A 13895-nucleotide genomic window follows, 5' to 3' on the forward strand; every position below is an offset into this window, starting at 1 on the left:
CGCCTTGCGGTATTGAGCGGAACCCTGTTCCGCGATATCCGCAGAACCGTCGGTTCTGCGAGACTTCGGGAGCCACACTATGTGGTAGTTGAGGTTGTAGGTTGCGTGCCGTGTGGTCTTCATCCGTACTACACACTATTTCATGTCATGGCAAATATCTTGGGGAAACGGTGGGAAATCCAGCCCTGCAATAGAATTGTGGATTGTCACACTATGTTGTCCGCTCGACCCCCGCCTGTTCGCTCCTCGGTTCCGACAGAGCGTCGGAACACTCGTCACTCACGGGAAGGCGGGGGTATGCGCTCGTATCTCTATCAAGGAGAAAGCCTCGCCTTCAAGGCGGGGAGGATGTCACGTATACGCTCGAACCTCCCTGACAATCTCGTCGATGTCGAGATCGTCTTCGGCTTTGTCGTAGATTATGTCGCCGTCGACCTGGACGCGGAAGACGCCGTGGTCGCCCATCACGAGTGAGATGGTGTCGAGTTTGTTTTCGAGCCCGGAGAGGATCGCTTTCTGGACGTCGAGGGCGCGGTTGCGGAAGCCACAGGGAACACAGTACTCGATTTTGACGTCTGTCATAGTGGGGTGTTTGTGGAGTAGCGTCAAGGAAGTTTGGTCAACGGGGGCGCATCTCGGAGTCGGTCACGTTGCGTACTAGCGATCAAAAACAGCCACCAATACTGTTAATACTAATAGTACTGTAAGAACTGATAGAGAGATGTCGGCAGACAAACGCATTCCAGTCACTGAAAAGACTCACAAAGAACTCCACGATCTAAAAGAACCCGGACAAACATACGACGAACTGCTCCGAGAACTGGCGAAACAACGCCGCAGGAAAGAGCTCGAAAACCGCTTTCGCGACATTGAAGAGGCAGACACCGACGATCTGACGACACTCGAAGATGTCTGAGTACGAGGTACTGCTGGGCGACGACGCACGTACGTTCCTCGAAACAGCTGACGAAAAGACAACGCGCGTTTGCAAAGAGAAACTCGGGTATCTCGCCACAGATCCGTATCCTGGTCGTGGCCGCGGTGACACGGAGAAACTCCCCATCGACGGCCGTCGGGACCGCTATCGGATACATATTTCACGGACGTACACTGCCTTTTACACGATACTAGAGGACGAGAAAGAGGTCCGCGTACTGGAAATTCTTCCGATCGACCAGGCACACGATCGATACGGGTTCTAAGAGCAGCGATAGGACGGAAACGGGTTGTGAACGGAGTCAGAAAGCAAGCGCATCGACAACGATCGCGAGGAGCAAGACGCCGAGATACGCGTTCGAGGCGTGGAAGGCGCGGAACGCGGCCTGTTCGGTCTGCTCGCGGTGGAGTTTGATCGCAGCCCAGAGGAACACCGTACCCAGGGCCGTCGTCGAGACGGCGGCGACCCAGCCCAGCTGGGTCAGCCAGATGAGCACCGTCGTCGCCGCGAGCGTCGTCCCGATCCAGAGCAGAATGTGCTTTCGCGTGGTCGTCTCACCGCGGACGACGGGCATCATCGGGAAGCCACCGCGGGCGTAATCCTCCTTGTATGCAAGCGCGAGGTTGTAGAAATGCGCCGGCGTCCAGACGAAGATCACCGTCGCGAGCATGACGCCAGCCACCTCGATCCGGCCGGTGACCGCCGCCCAGCCGATCAGCGCCGGCAGCGAGCCAGCCGCCCCGCCGATGACAGTATTCTGAACCGTATTCGGCTTGAGCAGGAGTGTGTAGATGACGCTGTAGAAGATGATCGCCGTCAGCCCGAGCGCAGCCGTCAGCGGATTCAGCTGCAGGAAGGCACCGATCGAAAGCACGGTCAGGACGAGCCCGAAGATCATAGCATTCCGGGCTGGGATCTGGTGGGTCGCGATCGGGCGGTCGTTCGTCCGGGACATTTTCTTGTCTTTCTCGCGTTCGAGGACGTGGTTGAAGGTGCCACTGGCACCGATCGCGAGCACACCACCACCGAGTGTGAAGACGATCGTCCGGACACCCAGTGTGGAGCCGGCGGCGAGCGCCATCGCTGCCGCGGCGACGAGACAGAGCAGCCACATCAGGCGTGGTTTCATCAGCCGGAAGTACGCGAAGCTGCGGAGTTTGAGTCGTTCGGCGAACGGACGGTCGGCGAGCGGTGTCGGAGATTCGGCAGCGTCGTCGTCGGTCGAAACCGGCTCGACATCGTCCTGTGTAAGTGGTTCGTCGGCACCGCCAGTCTCGTATTCGAGCTGCCAGGCGAGGGAGACGACCAGCGTCGCGAAGATCGTGAGCCCGACTGCCAGATGCAGTCCCGGGGCGGGCAGCGAACCGACTCCCGTGGCGAGCAGTGCACCGAACGCGATCTGAGTCGGATAGAGAACGAGTGCAATCACACCGGTGGCTTTCACACTGCGTGGCGTCTCACTCCGGAAGATCACTACGACCGCAGCCAGTACGGCGAGTCCAGCGAGGGCTGCGAGGACGCGGTGTCCGATGGCGATCGCCACTGCGGGCTCGGTCAGCGATCCCGAGCAGGCAGGCCACGAGGAACAGGCTTCTGCGGCGTCCGCGAGCGATGCCGTCGCTCCGACGACGACGAGGAGATACACCGCGACGGTCGCGACCGCGAGCGCGGCTGTTGGTCGTTCGAGGGCCCTGCGGAGGCGCATATGTACATCACTTTGACGGAGTGTACTTAGATGCCTCGCTTTTCCGGGACGACGATCTCAGCCCGAGTCGAGACAGTTCCGGACTGCAGCCAGCAGCGTCTCGGCACTAGTCACGGTTCGGTCGATGCCGGCCCCACCAGCCGGCGGTCGGCCGCCACCGTCACCCAGCGCAGCAACTCGCTGGCGGGCCACACCAGACTGCCCGCCGAACGCGGCCCGAATGCTCGCCGAGTGATCGATTGTTTCCGGCAGGGCTTCACCGCCAGGACCATCGGTAACGACGATGACGTCGGCCTCGCGGGCGAACGCTGTCGCTTCAGCACGGAGATCCTCGTCGACCGGTTCGAACGGTGGCGCGGTCACGGTCGGACACTCTAGCGCCGCGGCGAGTTCCGCGGCCCTGTCACCCGCCGGGAGCGGACCGGCCGAGAGATCGAAGCCGGCCTGCCAGAGCGTCCGGAGCGCGCGCTGTCCCGGTACACCCCCACCGACGACGTGGACGCGACCCCCCACACTCGGTCGCTCGTCGAAGGCTGCGACAGTCGGAGTCCCCGTCGCTGGATTCCGCGTAACAGCCGTCGTCGTTCCGAAGGCAGTCGCCAGCGCGTCGTCGGTCAGGACCGACTCGGGGCTACCCCGAGCGCGGATGTGTCCATCCGAGAGAAGGAGCAGTCTGTCACAGAACCGCGCCGCGAGATCGAGATCGTGGATGGCTGCGATCGCTGTGTTCCCCTCGGAGACGAGACCCGCAACGAGCCCCAGCACCCGGATCTGGTGGTTGATATCCAGGCTGGCGGTCGGTTCGTCGAGGACGAGCACCGACGGTTCCTGTGCGAGTGCACGGGCGAGCAGCACACGCTGGCGCTCACCGCCGGAGAGGTCGTCGACTGCTCGATCCCGGAACTGGGCTGTCTCGGTCCGTTCGAGTGCACGTTCGATCGGTTCGCTGTCAGTCCCCCAGTCCAGTCGCGACTGGTGTGGGGTTCGGCCCATCTCGACGATCTGCTCCGTCGTAAACGAGAAGCCGACGTGACTGTCCTGCGGGACCGTCGCGACCTGCCGGCTGACCGCCTTCGAGGAGAGTTCCTCGACGGGCGTCCCGTCGAGCGCGACCGTTCCCCCGTCGGGATCGAGCACACCGTTGATCGATCGGAGAAGCGTCGTCTTGCCAGCGCCGTTGGGGCCGACCAGCGCGACGAACTCGCCGGGTTCGACGGTGAGATCGACGCCGTCGAGGACGGAGACGTCGCCGTAGCTCTGGGAGAGGTTTTCGACTGTGACCGTGGTCCCGTCCCGGACCGGGTGGGGGTCACCACTCATAACGCGTGCACCTCGCGTTTGCGGAGCAAGAAGAGGAAAAACGGCGCGCCAACCGCAGCGGTAACGATCCCGACCGGCACTTCGGCGGGGCCAGCGCGAGCGAGCGTATCTGCAGCAACGAGGAAGGTTGCACCGGCGAGCGCGCTGGTGGGGATCAGAATCCGGTGGTCCGGCCCGACGAGCAGGCGCATAATGTGTGGGACGATCAGCCCGACGAAGCCGATGATGCCGGCAACTGCGACGCCGGCAGCGGTGATGATACTCGCGCCTGCGAGCAGGATTCGCTTCGTCCACTCGACGTCGATTCCAAGGGTCTGGGCATCCTCTTCGCCGAGGAGCATGACGTTGAGATCGCGTGCGTACGCGAGCAGGACGACGAACACGATTACAGTCAGTGGGAGCGTCGCCTCGACATCACCCCAGGAGCTCCAGCGCAGGTGACCCATCAACCAGAGAATCGCCTCTTCGAGATTATCCCCGGTGTAGAGGAGCATGTAGGAGATGACCGCACCGAGGAAGGTCTGGATGGCGATGCCAGCGAGAAGGAGGGTCGCGACCGGTGTTCGGCCTCCCTCCGTCGCGATGAGATAGACACCGAAAGCAGCGATCAGTGACCCGACGAAAGCGGCCGTCTGGAGTCCAAAGGGCATCGCGATCGGAAACGCGATCACCGCGACCGCGCCGACCGCCGCACCGGAGGAGACACCGATGATCGAGGGATCGGCCATCGGATTCCGGAAAAAGCCCTGCATCACCGCGCCCGCAGTCGCCAGCGCGAAGCCGACGATCGCGCCAAGCAGGATTCTCGGCAGTCGGAGCTGCTGGACGATAACCTGATCGGAGCTGTCGACAGACAGCGAGAACGGCTGCGTATAGGCGAGATCTGGAACCGGCAGATCGAGCCCGTGGCCCAGCACGCCTGCGCGGGTGGATTCGAGACTCACACCGGAGGGATAGGCGAGCGTGTTGATCGTCGCCCGGACGACGGTCCAGGTGTCGATACTGACCGGGCCGATCCGGGCACTGACGAGGATCGTACAGACCAGTGCCGCGAACAGCCCCGACGACCACAGCAACAGCCGGGAGTGGACCCGCATCGTTAACGCAAATCGACTTTCTTTAGCCAAATACTTGTTGCATTAGCGCACATCGGGTGATATGCGAATCAAAACAGTACTCGTCGCGCTCGTTGTGGTGCTGGCAGCAGGGCCGGCACTCGCCGTGGGCAGCGCAGGAGCGACACCGACAGGGATCGATGGGACAGCTACCTCGGTTGCCGACGAACACCTCGACTGTGAGTTCCCGATCGAACTCACGGATGCGACCGGTGAGACGGTGACGATCGAGGATGAACCCGAGGAGGTTGTCGTGCTGGCACCGAACGTGGCCCAGCATCTCTGGGAGATCGATGCCGAGGAAAAAGTAGTCGGGATGCCGGTCAACCAGTTCACCTCGTATCTGAACGGGAGCGAGGAGCGGACGAACGTCGTCGGCGAGTTAGGCCAGCCAGTTAACGAGGAGGTGGTCGGTCTGGAAGCTGATCTCGTGCTGGTACCGAACGTCATCTCGGACGAAGCAGTCGCGGAACTCCGCGAAAGCGGTGAGACAGTCTACAAATACGAGCGTGCGAGGAATCTCAGCAAGATGCTGACGACCGTCGAGCGAACTGGCCAGCTCGTCGGTGAGTGCGAGGCTGCGACGGAGAAAACGGACGAACTCGAAGAGCGCATCAACTTCGTCGAGGAGGCAGTCGCCGACGAGGAGCAGCCGACTGTCTTCTACGACCTCGGCGATCAGCCGAGTGGGCCGTTCACGGTCAACAGCAACGCACTCGAACACGACGTGGTCACGACCGCCGGTGCGGAGAACATCGCCGCCGACATCGAAGCTCCGCGAGGCTATCTCGAAATCTCCACCGAGGTCATCATCAGTGAACAGCCCGAGTGGGTGATCTCACACGGCGGTACGCTCTCGAATTTCTCGGGTTACGACGAGACGCCCGCTCTGGCGAACGACCGGGTACTCGAAGTCGATGCGAACCTCATCAGCCAGCACGGGCCACGAAACGTCGACGTGCTCGAAAACATCGCGGAAGAACTCCACCCGGAAGCGATGGCAGACGCACGGCAGGCTGCCGAGAACGAGACTGACGACGGGACGATGGATAACGACGGCAACGAATCGATGGACGACGAGACGACCGGCGGAGACGACGGCGGTGCTGACGACTCCGGCCCAGGACTGACAGCCGGTGCAGCAATCGCGGCACTCGTCGCGCTGGCAGTCGTCGCTACGCGACGGGACTGATAGCTGGCAGTCCTAGTTGAATGACGGAGAGTTAGTACCCTTCGACGTCGATCACTTTTTTCGTCTCCGGATGCGTGAGATCGCGATCAGCCGAGACGACGGGTGCGTCGAGCTCTCGACCGACGGCCGCGATGAGTGCGTCTGGCCCGTCGAGAAACGGCCCGCTGGGTACAATTTCGTCCGCGATCAGTCCCGCAGTAACCGCCAACTGTTCATCGACAGCGTATGGTTCTGTCCAGGATAGAGCCTCCCGAGTGCCGACCACGTCACCGCCGGGAACGTTCCCCTCCCCGACGAGTACCTCGGTAACTGCAGGGACCGGCAAAATCCAGTTTTCGGTAGCACCACCGTGTACCTCGTAAAACGTTTTTGTCGCTTCGTCACCATCGAGATAGTCGATCACGAACGAGGTGTCGAGCACCCTCATCTGTCCGATCGATCGCGCATTCGCTCTTTTCGCTTCTCTTTTGCTGTCTGTCGTTGCTCACGGATGCGATCAGCGTGCTCGTCTGACCACCGACCGAACCCATCGTAAAAATCACCCTCGCGTTCGTCTTCGAGCACACGCTCCAAAACATCGTTGTAACTCTCTCCCTCACGGCGTAGCCGGTCGAGTTCCTGCTTTACTCGATCACTGACCCGTATCTGTTCGTCGGCAGTCGCCATTACGTCAACGTTGGTGTTGACAATGGTTAATCGTTCGGCCAGATCAGCCGCATTTATTCTGCTGGCTACCCAGATACAGCCATGTGTGGTCGTTACAGCCTGTTCGTCTCGGCCGAAAAGCTAGCCGGCAAATTCGACGTCGCTGTCGAGGAGTACCAGCCGACGTACAACGCCGCCCCGGGACAAGAGCTCCCGGTCGTCACCGACGACGCGCCGGACCGCCTGCGTCGACTGGAGTGGGGACTGATCCCCGAGTGGGCCGAGAGTCGAACAGATGGAGGACACATCAACGCCCGCGCGGAGACGCTGGCATCGAAGCGGAGTTTCCGGGACGCCTTCGAGCAAACGGGTGGTGATCTCGCCGCCGGACGCTGTCTCGTCCCCGCGGATGGCTTCTACGAGTGGGTCGAGGAGGACGGCGGCAAACAGCCCTACAGAGTCGGACTCGCAGACGACGAGCCCTTTCTGATGGCCGGGCTGTGGGCGCAGTGGCGACCCCCGACGACCCAGACCGGGCTGGACGCCTTCGCCAGTGGCGAGAATACTGCGGAGACAGAGATCGTCGAGACGTTCACCATCATCACGACGGAGCCCAACGACCTCGTCGGGGAGTTACACCACCGGATGGCCGTCATTCTCGCCGACGAGGATGCGGATCGGTGGCTCACCGGATCGACAGACGAGGCACAGGAACTGTTGCGACCGTATCCCGACGACGAGATGCGAGCGTACCCGGTCTCGACGGCGGTCAACGATCCGGCAAACGACAGGCCGGAGTTAGTCGAACCGATCGAGAAATAACAACGCCTGAGAGTCGACAGCGATCAGTTGTGATCGGACGCTATCGGTTGCTGTCGGGACCGCCGAAGATAGCGGATTTGAGGCGTGTTCCGACACCGGAGGGCTGTACCGGGATCTCGTCGTCGACGGACGGCTCTGTGGGTGTCCCGTCGACCTGGGGGCCATCGCCGGACTGCTGTTCGTGGATGAGTTCCTGGTACTCCATCTGGAGATCCCAGAGTTTGTCCTCCAATTGTTCGACACGGGCGGCCTTCTCTTTGAGTTCCTCGCGCTGGTCGCGGAGCATCTCGACTTCGGCTTCGAGACAGGAGACCTGGTTTGCGAGTTCCTCGACGCGGTCGTGGGATTCGATACACTCCCGGACGACCTCCGATTTCGACCGGTATGCCGCCCCGACGTCCGACTTCTCTTCCAGAATCTGTTCGTGTTCCTCACTGATTGTGACCGTCAGGCGTGGCATTGTTCTATCCAGTTCTGTGCGGGTTGGTTACCTAAAACTACGTCAGACGATCGGCGGACGACCCTCAACCAGTTATCCAATCTCGACGACAAGAACGGGTTCGTCGGCGTTTTTCACTACCCGTTCGGTCGTGCTGCCGAGACTCGCGAGGCGTTCGGGGCCGGTCTTGCCGTGGGTGCCCATCACGATCAGATCCATCCCCTCCTCGGAGGCGTAGTCCGTGATCGTCTTGTGAGGGACACCTTCCAGTTTCGTCGTTTCGATATCGATTCCTTCCTCTTCGAGGCGGACACGTGCATCGTCGATGGCGCGGTCGGCCTCCTCTTCGAGCGAGCGTCGGATCTCGTCGGTCGAATCGTCGCTGGCTGCCATGTAGTGGCGTTTGTCCAGCACATAGAGTACGTGTACTGTCGCATCCTGATCGTCAGCGATCGTTATCGCGTGTTCGAGTGCGTCTGTCGTCCCGGAACTCCCGTCGGTCGGAAGCAGTATTCGGTCGTACATGCTCGTAGGTGTGGCCACCAGCGGTTTGTAGGTTTCCCAATACCCCGACAACTTTACACGATAGGGCTGGGCCTGTCGGTGGGTGAAATCAGTAGTGGCTCACGTACCGTGGGAGTCGAGTCGCAATGCCGCGTTCCCGACTCTCACCGGTCAGCATCGCCTGAAGTTCCGCGGGGGTACGATCCTGTTCACTGCCCGCGTTTCGATCGATTACACCGAGTCGGTCAGAGTCGAGTTCGTCGGCACCGATCACGGTGTAGTAGGGAACCCCCTCCGCACCGGCGGCAGCGAGGCGGTCGCGGACCGGGATGTCGCGGTCGTCGATATCGACGCGGATAGCCGCTGTTTCGAACTGCTCGGCCAGTTCCTCACAGTACGCGAGATGGTCTGTGAGTTCGATCGGAACGAGTCGGAACTGGACCGGAGCGAGCCAGACCGGAAGCTGTGGCTGATCACTGGCGGCGAGCACCGCTCCGAGTGTTCGTTCGATTGCACCGGCAGGCAGGGAGCGGACGACGATCGGATCTGTCGCATCGAGAGTGAGTCCCTCGACGCCACTGTCGTCGATCACCACCGTCGGCGTCGTGATCGGCTGGCCGTCCGCGAGCGTGTGGAAATCGAGTGTGACCAGCCAGTCGGCCGTCGGGCGGCGTTCGACCAGCACAGGTCGACCGAACATCGCAGCGAGCGCAGTGACCTGCTCCCCGTGTGTCTCCAGACAGTCGCCCCGAACACGGAGGACCGGTTCGTAGGACAGGTGAAGGCTGGTCAGAAGTCGATGGACGAGTGCGGCCTGTTCGCAGGCCTCCGCGAACGCCCCCGGCAGGTCCGCGACGAGTGCAGACAGTGCTGGGACCGTGCTGGCCGGGAGCAAGCCGTCCCCGTCGACCAGCTCGCGGTGGTCGCTGGTAGTTTCGAACAGCCGGACCGGGAGATCAGCTGTCGAACAGGAATAGTGGTGGAACACCGACCGGTCGCCAGTCCCGAGTCGCTCGACGGGAACTGCGCCGTACTCGGCTATCGAGTCCGAAACGTGGGCTTCGAGGAGATCACGGGCGAGAACACCGCGCGGACGGAGAAATGCGCTTCCATCATCGCCGACGTCGAACAGTCCAAACTCCGTCCCTGTCGTCGCGTACTCGGGGTCGTCGGGCGTCGTCCCACCACGCTCCCAGTCGAGAACAGTCGCCGTCTCGGGGTCGACCGAGTCGGGTTCGACACCCCCGAACGTGCCATCGCTGTAGCACTGCCACTCGCGGTCCGCAGCGTCCGCTGTCGGGACAATCCGGTACTGTTGGACTGCGTGGGGATGGGCCTTCGTCTGGATATCGAAGGCGATGTCCCAGCCGAGCGGGACCCGAACAACGGTGAACTGGTCGAGATGAGCTGTCAGCCGATCGAGGACAGCGCCGACCTGTTCCCCGCCGGCAGGGCTGTCAGTGAGCTGTCGGCAGGGAACCACTCCGATCCGGTCCGTGTTCAGCTGCGCCGTGACGTCGCCGATTCGGCGTGCTGTCTCCCGAGTCGTCGTCTCTGTGCGCCGGGAATCACCGGCTTCGACAGCGACGAAGACGACGACAGCACTCTCAAGATTGCCCTCTGTCTCACCGTTCGTCGTGTCGATATCCGGCTCGGGATTGCGGGCCTCGAACCCGAACTCGTCAGCGTGGACACAGAGCAGTCGCATTAGCTCTGGACACTGGCTGCACCCGAAAAAGCGTGCCGAACCACCACGGGAGCAGCTGTCATTTGAGATAGGACGATCATTTGGAAAATAGTGGTTAAAACCGGCAGACAAGAAGAACAGAGCAAATTTATACATTATTCGCGAACTTATTTCGGATAAACACACCGGATTATCCAAAAAGTATTTATCAGAGTGGATCTTTGTGAGGTATATGCCCAAGCGAACTAAAAAATCGGTAATTGAATCGCACACCGAACTCGCACGATCGTACGTACGCTGTCCGAGCTGTGGCAACCAGATTCCGGCCAGCGCAGAGGAGTGCCGGAGCTGTTGACCAGTCGGTAGAACGCTGCGAGATATAGTCGTCGACGTTCGAACTGCGTCGTCGTGCGGTGCTACCAGTCGAAAAAGACAGTCACCGGATGGCCGTCCTTGCAGGGCATCTGGATGTTTCGCGGGCGTGCAGCGCCATTCTCGCTGTAATCGGGTACATCTTCGGGGTTCGTCGTCAGTGTCAGAATCTCCGATTCGCGAGGAAGCGACACCGTGAGATCAGACTGACAGACCGGACATTCCACCGTCGTGATCCCGCCGCGTTCCCCGGACGCCTCCATATGTAGGTGTCCGGGGAGTAGATATTATAGGCCTTATGGTCCCCAGAGTAACGAGAGATTTATCCGTAGTTATCCAGGCTACCCTGTGTTCGGCTTCGGCCGGCTGGCTCCGGCTCCCAGGCCGACCGCTCTGCCCGGACTGTATCGGGATCGACCGCCGGCCTGTCGGCTGGTTCGTAGCCGTCACAACAGTCACCACAGTCCTCGGCGGGGCGGACCAGTCGCTCCTTCCAGGGGCAGTAGGGTAGTCCTGCCCCGTCCGGATCGATCCGTGCACACGGTGGCAGATCGTAGGTCCGCCAGCCCTTGCCGTAGGCGCGTTCGGCGACACGGCGTCGCTGGCGCTCGATCTCGTCGGATGTCGCGATTTCGATTTCGGTCCGTGTACTCGATCGCGACGTGATCTCGATTCCCGGCTCGGAGACCGGCAGCCGGCTGGGTTCGCGCACGACGGTTCGCTCGCCACTGTCGGGATCGAACCGCCAGATTCCGACCGGATCGGGAATCCGGTTGCGGTGTGCACCCGTGACGTAGGAACTCGTCGCCAGCACGACCTCGTCGAGGAGGCCGAGTTCGATATCGGTCAACAGCTGTGTTTCGAGATCGCCAGGGCGGTCGAGATCGGGTTTGTTCTCGATACCGCGGATGGTGCCGTACCAGTCAGGATAGCGAACACTCTGGCGGACGTGGGTTCGACTCTTGTGCCGTTCCCGCTCGAAGAAGCCGCAGTCGACAGCGGCATCGACGACATCCCGGGCACGGTCGGGGTGGCAGTCGAAGGCATGCTTCCAGTAGGTGGCAGTGCCAGCGCCGACATCGCTTTCGATCGCAAGCGGCGGAATCGTCTCGGCGGTGATCGCCCGGCGGTCGTCGAACTCGGGGCCAGGCGTGATCGAGACGATATCCATTACCCGGCTGCCGTGACAGGACGTCCCGAGCTGGCGGCTCACAATCGTCTCCTCGGCTTCGAGGTGTGCACACAGCGCCAGTTCGAACCCGAACTCTCGCACGGGGAGGGGTTGGCGCCCGGGACGCAAAACTGCTCGGTCGGCGTGGCTGGAAGGTATATACGCCCTGCGCGCCCAGTAGCAGTATGCAGCCGTCACACGTGCTCGTCCCACTCGACGGGTCGCCGCTGGCCGAGAAGGCACTCGCCCACGCACTCGCAGTGTTCGACTGCCGCGTGACGGTGTTGAACGTCGTGACACCGCTGGATGCACCGCTGAGTGAGGGCGGCGTTCTAGAGGCGGGTGACGAACGCATCGAGACGGGACGCGTCCACGCCGAACAGGTGATCGACCGGGCCGAGACGCAGACCGAAACAGCGGGCCAGACGATCGAGGTCGTCGTCGAAACGGGCGAACCAGCGGAGACAATTCTCGCGTTCGTCGACGAGCACGATGTCGATCAGGTCGTGATGGGTGGCCACGGCGGGGGCAAGGGCCGGATCGTCCGCCGACTGCTCGGGACGGTCGCGACTGCTGTCGTCGGCGACGCTCCGGTGACTGTGACCGTCGTCCGGTAGCTCACTGGATGCCGAGTACCGTCGACAGGAGTCGGTAGAGTCCGAACCCGATCGCGATCGACATGACCAGCGTGATGACCCAGAAGGCCAGAGTAACACCGATTTTCCGCCGCGAGACGCCCGCCGATCCCGCGGCGAGGCCGCCACCGATCACCCCGGAGATGATGATGTTGTTGAAAGAGATTGGAATCCCGAGTGCGATCGCCACCTGTGCGATGATGAATCCAGGGACGAGGGCAGCGATCGACCGCCGGGCGCCGAGCTGTGCGTACTCGCGGGAGGTCGCCTGCAGGAGGCGTGGGGCACCCATCCACGCACCGGCGAGAATCCCGAGTGCACCGATTCCGAGCAGGATGATCGACGGCAAGCCGAGTTCGACGCTGTAGAGATTTTCGAGTGGACCCGTCGCGAGTCCGACCTGACTCCCACCGCTGGAGAAGGCCACCACGCTCCCGAGAATCAGCAGGAAGGTTCGAATCCCCTGTTCTGCAGAGACCTGCGTCTTGGCGCGGATATACCGGAACCCGACCGCGGCGACCACCACCGTGGCGAGGATTGCGACCACGTCGACACCGGCGACGAGTGGTCGGCCAACCGCAAACGAGGCGGCTTCGGCGAGTGATCCCTGTGCGCGCTCCGGATGGGGGATCACACCGAGTCGGATGTTCGCCAGAATGGCACCTACGACCGCGGCAAGCAGTGGGACGCCGACCGTCTCCGGGACCTCCTCACGCCGGAGCAAAGTTGCGGTAACGTAGGCGAGTCCGCCCGACATCGGCGGGACGAGCAGCCAGAAGGTGCCGATCCGCTGGTAGGTGCCGAACGCGGGATCGCCGCCCAGCGAGAGTCCGACGCCGACCAGCGCGCCGGTCGTCGCGAACGCCGCCGGGACGGGATAGCCGCTGTAGACGCCGAAGATCATGAACGACGCCGCGACGAGCAGTCCTGTACTCGCTGCCAGCGGCGTGATCGTGACACCGCCGATGAGATCCGCGCCAACAGTTTCCGAGATCGCGCCACCCTGGGTGAGTGCACCCGCTGCGGCGAAGATACCGATGAGGAATGCAGCGCGCATCGTCGAGATGGCGTTGGCACCGATCGCAGGCGCGAAGGGTGGCGAGTTGCTGTTCGCACCCAGTGCCCAGGCCATAAAGAGGCCGGCAAGCGTCGCAAAGACCACGAGAATCCAGAAGGTAACCGTCACTGCACGCCCCTCCGGTAGCCTGACGCCAGCAGACAGCAGGAATCGATACCCCGACCTCTCCAGCCGTCAGTTCCGCTGCTCGCCGGGAAATCCAGTAGAGATGTCATTCGATAACAACCACATTACACCTCTACACCGGGCACTGGCTTATATTTGCGCAGCGGT

Annotated in this window: 17 protein-coding genes and 2 pseudogenes; 5 read left to right on the forward strand and 14 right to left on the reverse strand. The window is 62.1% G+C overall.

The genetic code is table 11. The annotated features are described in order from the left end of the window. Positions 1–123: pseudogene (locus EOW68_RS15480) on the reverse strand (IS200/IS605 family transposase); the annotation flags it as partial. 228 nt (positions 124–351) lie between these two features. Then, on the reverse strand, positions 352–582 hold the full coding sequence (locus tag EOW68_RS15485) for an Rdx family protein (RefSeq protein ID WP_128226074.1): 231 nt from the start codon (positions 580–582) through the stop codon (positions 352–354). Positions 583–721: 139 nt separating this feature from the next. On the opposite strand from EOW68_RS15485, the gene EOW68_RS15490 reads away from it, so the two are divergent. Both EOW68_RS15490 and EOW68_RS15495 read left to right on the forward strand, forming a co-directional pair. After that, positions 722–916: a hypothetical protein gene (locus tag EOW68_RS15490; RefSeq protein ID WP_128226075.1), complete on the forward strand. Its 195-nt coding sequence runs from the start codon at positions 722–724 to the stop codon at positions 914–916. Continuing rightward, positions 909–1202 carry a type II toxin-antitoxin system RelE family toxin gene (locus EOW68_RS15495; RefSeq protein WP_128226076.1) on the forward strand — a complete coding sequence of 98 codons (294 nt, stop codon included), beginning with the start codon at positions 909–911 and terminating at the stop codon, positions 1200–1202. Before EOW68_RS15490 ends, EOW68_RS15495 begins: the two co-directional genes overlap by 8 nt. 36 nt (positions 1203–1238) lie before the next feature. Here EOW68_RS15495 and EOW68_RS15500 read toward each other — a convergent pair whose 3' ends face one another. The 4 genes and pseudogenes from EOW68_RS15500 to btuC all read right to left on the reverse strand — a co-directional run bounded on the left by EOW68_RS15500 (position 1239) and on the right by btuC (position 5059). Continuing rightward, a complete protein-coding gene (locus EOW68_RS15500; RefSeq protein WP_128226077.1) occupies positions 1239–2642 on the reverse strand; it encodes a heme o synthase in 1404 nt (467 codons plus the stop codon). Between the two features lie 57 nt (positions 2643–2699). Then, complete coding sequence (locus EOW68_RS19085) at positions 2700–3155, reverse strand: hypothetical protein (RefSeq protein WP_489666325.1); 456 nt, start codon at positions 3153–3155, stop codon at positions 2700–2702. Between the two features lie 33 nt (positions 3156–3188). Continuing rightward, positions 3189–3962 (reverse strand): annotated as a pseudogene (locus EOW68_RS19090) (ABC transporter ATP-binding protein); the annotation flags it as partial. Then, the gene (gene btuC, locus EOW68_RS15510; protein ID WP_128226079.1) at positions 3959–5059 is read right to left on the reverse strand and encodes a vitamin B12 ABC transporter permease BtuC; all 1101 of its coding nucleotides are present in this window, start codon (positions 5057–5059) and stop codon (positions 3959–3961) included. The gene btuC and the pseudogene EOW68_RS19090, both read right to left, overlap by 4 nt. A gap of 61 nt (positions 5060–5120) precedes the next feature. Between btuC and EOW68_RS15515 the strand changes: the two genes are divergently transcribed. After that, the gene (locus tag EOW68_RS15515; protein WP_128226080.1) at positions 5121–6269 is read left to right on the forward strand and encodes an ABC transporter substrate-binding protein; all 1149 of its coding nucleotides are present in this window, start codon (positions 5121–5123) and stop codon (positions 6267–6269) included. 31 nt (positions 6270–6300) lie between these two features. On the opposite strand, the gene EOW68_RS15520 is transcribed toward EOW68_RS15515, so the two are convergent. Both EOW68_RS15520 and EOW68_RS15525 read right to left on the reverse strand, forming a co-directional pair. Continuing rightward, positions 6301–6696, reverse strand: coding sequence for a PIN domain-containing protein (locus EOW68_RS15520; RefSeq protein ID WP_128226081.1), 396 nt, complete (start codon positions 6694–6696; stop codon positions 6301–6303). Beyond that, a complete protein-coding gene (locus EOW68_RS15525) occupies positions 6693–6935 on the reverse strand; it encodes an antitoxin VapB family protein (RefSeq protein ID WP_128226082.1) in 243 nt (80 codons plus the stop codon). Before EOW68_RS15525 ends, EOW68_RS15520 begins: the two co-directional genes overlap by 4 nt. An 81-nt stretch (positions 6936–7016) precedes the next feature. Here EOW68_RS15525 and EOW68_RS15530 point away from each other — a divergent pair, with 81 nt between their 5' ends. Continuing rightward, positions 7017–7736, forward strand: a complete 720-nt coding sequence (locus tag EOW68_RS15530; RefSeq protein ID WP_128226083.1) for an SOS response-associated peptidase — start codon at positions 7017–7019, stop codon at positions 7734–7736. 40 nt (positions 7737–7776) lie between these two features. On the opposite strand, the gene EOW68_RS15535 is transcribed toward EOW68_RS15530, so the two are convergent. The 5 genes from EOW68_RS15535 to EOW68_RS15555 all read right to left on the reverse strand — a co-directional run bounded on the left by EOW68_RS15535 (position 7777) and on the right by EOW68_RS15555 (position 12011). After that, a complete protein-coding gene (locus EOW68_RS15535) occupies positions 7777–8196 on the reverse strand; it encodes a ribbon-helix-helix domain-containing protein (protein ID WP_128226084.1) in 420 nt (139 codons plus the stop codon). A gap of 72 nt (positions 8197–8268) precedes the next feature. Then, a complete protein-coding gene (locus tag EOW68_RS15540; protein WP_128226085.1) occupies positions 8269–8700 on the reverse strand; it encodes a universal stress protein in 432 nt (143 codons plus the stop codon). A gap of 88 nt (positions 8701–8788) precedes the next feature. Continuing rightward, on the reverse strand, positions 8789–10387 hold the full coding sequence (locus tag EOW68_RS15545; protein WP_431358975.1) for a threonyl-tRNA synthetase editing domain-containing protein: 1599 nt from the start codon (positions 10385–10387) through the stop codon (positions 8789–8791). A gap of 395 nt (positions 10388–10782) precedes the next feature. Continuing rightward, positions 10783–11001, reverse strand: a complete 219-nt coding sequence (locus EOW68_RS15550; RefSeq protein WP_128226087.1) for a hypothetical protein — start codon at positions 10999–11001, stop codon at positions 10783–10785. A 59-nt stretch (positions 11002–11060) separates the two neighbouring features. Then, entirely contained in the window at positions 11061–12011 is a 951-nt protein-coding gene (locus tag EOW68_RS15555; RefSeq protein WP_128226088.1) for a DUF5787 family protein, read from the reverse strand. Between the two features lie 83 nt (positions 12012–12094). Between EOW68_RS15555 and EOW68_RS15560 the strand changes: the two genes are divergently transcribed. Next, a complete protein-coding gene (locus tag EOW68_RS15560) occupies positions 12095–12526 on the forward strand; it encodes a universal stress protein (RefSeq protein ID WP_128226089.1) in 432 nt (143 codons plus the stop codon). A 1-nt stretch (position 12527) separates the two neighbouring features. Here EOW68_RS15560 and EOW68_RS15565 read toward each other — a convergent pair whose 3' ends face one another. Beyond that, positions 12528–13676: an inorganic phosphate transporter gene (locus EOW68_RS15565; protein ID WP_128226148.1), complete on the reverse strand. Its 1149-nt coding sequence runs from the start codon at positions 13674–13676 to the stop codon at positions 12528–12530. Positions 13677–13895: the final 219 nt, after the last annotated feature.

The organism is Halovenus amylolytica (assembly GCA_004015825.1).
Lineage (GTDB): Archaea > Halobacteriota > Halobacteria > Halobacteriales > Haloarculaceae > Halovenus > Halovenus amylolytica.

Excerpts from the sequence above, each read along its gene's own strand:
- EOW68_RS15485 (WP_128226074.1), bottom strand. The coding sequence starts at position 582 with ATGACAGACGTCAAAATCGAGTACTGTGTTCCCTGTGGCTTCCGCAAC.
- EOW68_RS15490 (WP_128226075.1), top strand. The coding sequence starts at position 722 with ATGTCGGCAGACAAACGCATTCCAGTCACTGAAAAGACTCACAAAGAA.
- EOW68_RS15495 (WP_128226076.1), top strand. The coding sequence starts at position 909 with ATGTCTGAGTACGAGGTACTGCTGGGCGACGACGCACGTACGTTCCTC.
- EOW68_RS15500 (WP_128226077.1), bottom strand. The coding sequence starts at position 2,642 with ATGCGCCTCCGCAGGGCCCTCGAACGACCAACAGCCGCGCTCGCGGTC.
- btuC (WP_128226079.1), bottom strand. The coding sequence starts at position 5,059 with ATGCGGGTCCACTCCCGGCTGTTGCTGTGGTCGTCGGGGCTGTTCGCG.
- EOW68_RS15515 (WP_128226080.1), top strand. The coding sequence starts at position 5,121 with ATGCGAATCAAAACAGTACTCGTCGCGCTCGTTGTGGTGCTGGCAGCA.
- EOW68_RS15520 (WP_128226081.1), bottom strand. The coding sequence starts at position 6,696 with ATGAGGGTGCTCGACACCTCGTTCGTGATCGACTATCTCGATGGTGAC.
- EOW68_RS15525 (WP_128226082.1), bottom strand. The coding sequence starts at position 6,935 with ATGGCGACTGCCGACGAACAGATACGGGTCAGTGATCGAGTAAAGCAG.
- EOW68_RS15530 (WP_128226083.1), top strand. The coding sequence starts at position 7,017 with ATGTGTGGTCGTTACAGCCTGTTCGTCTCGGCCGAAAAGCTAGCCGGC.
- EOW68_RS15535 (WP_128226084.1), bottom strand. The coding sequence starts at position 8,196 with ATGCCACGCCTGACGGTCACAATCAGTGAGGAACACGAACAGATTCTG.
- EOW68_RS15540 (WP_128226085.1), bottom strand. The coding sequence starts at position 8,700 with ATGTACGACCGAATACTGCTTCCGACCGACGGGAGTTCCGGGACGACA.
- EOW68_RS15545 (WP_431358975.1), bottom strand. The coding sequence starts at position 10,387 with ATGCGACTGCTCTGTGTCCACGCTGACGAGTTCGGGTTCGAGGCCCGC.
- EOW68_RS15550 (WP_128226087.1), bottom strand. The coding sequence starts at position 11,001 with ATGGAGGCGTCCGGGGAACGCGGCGGGATCACGACGGTGGAATGTCCG.
- EOW68_RS15560 (WP_128226089.1), top strand. The coding sequence starts at position 12,095 with ATGCAGCCGTCACACGTGCTCGTCCCACTCGACGGGTCGCCGCTGGCC.
- EOW68_RS15565 (WP_128226148.1), bottom strand. The coding sequence starts at position 13,676 with ATGGCCTGGGCACTGGGTGCGAACAGCAACTCGCCACCCTTCGCGCCT.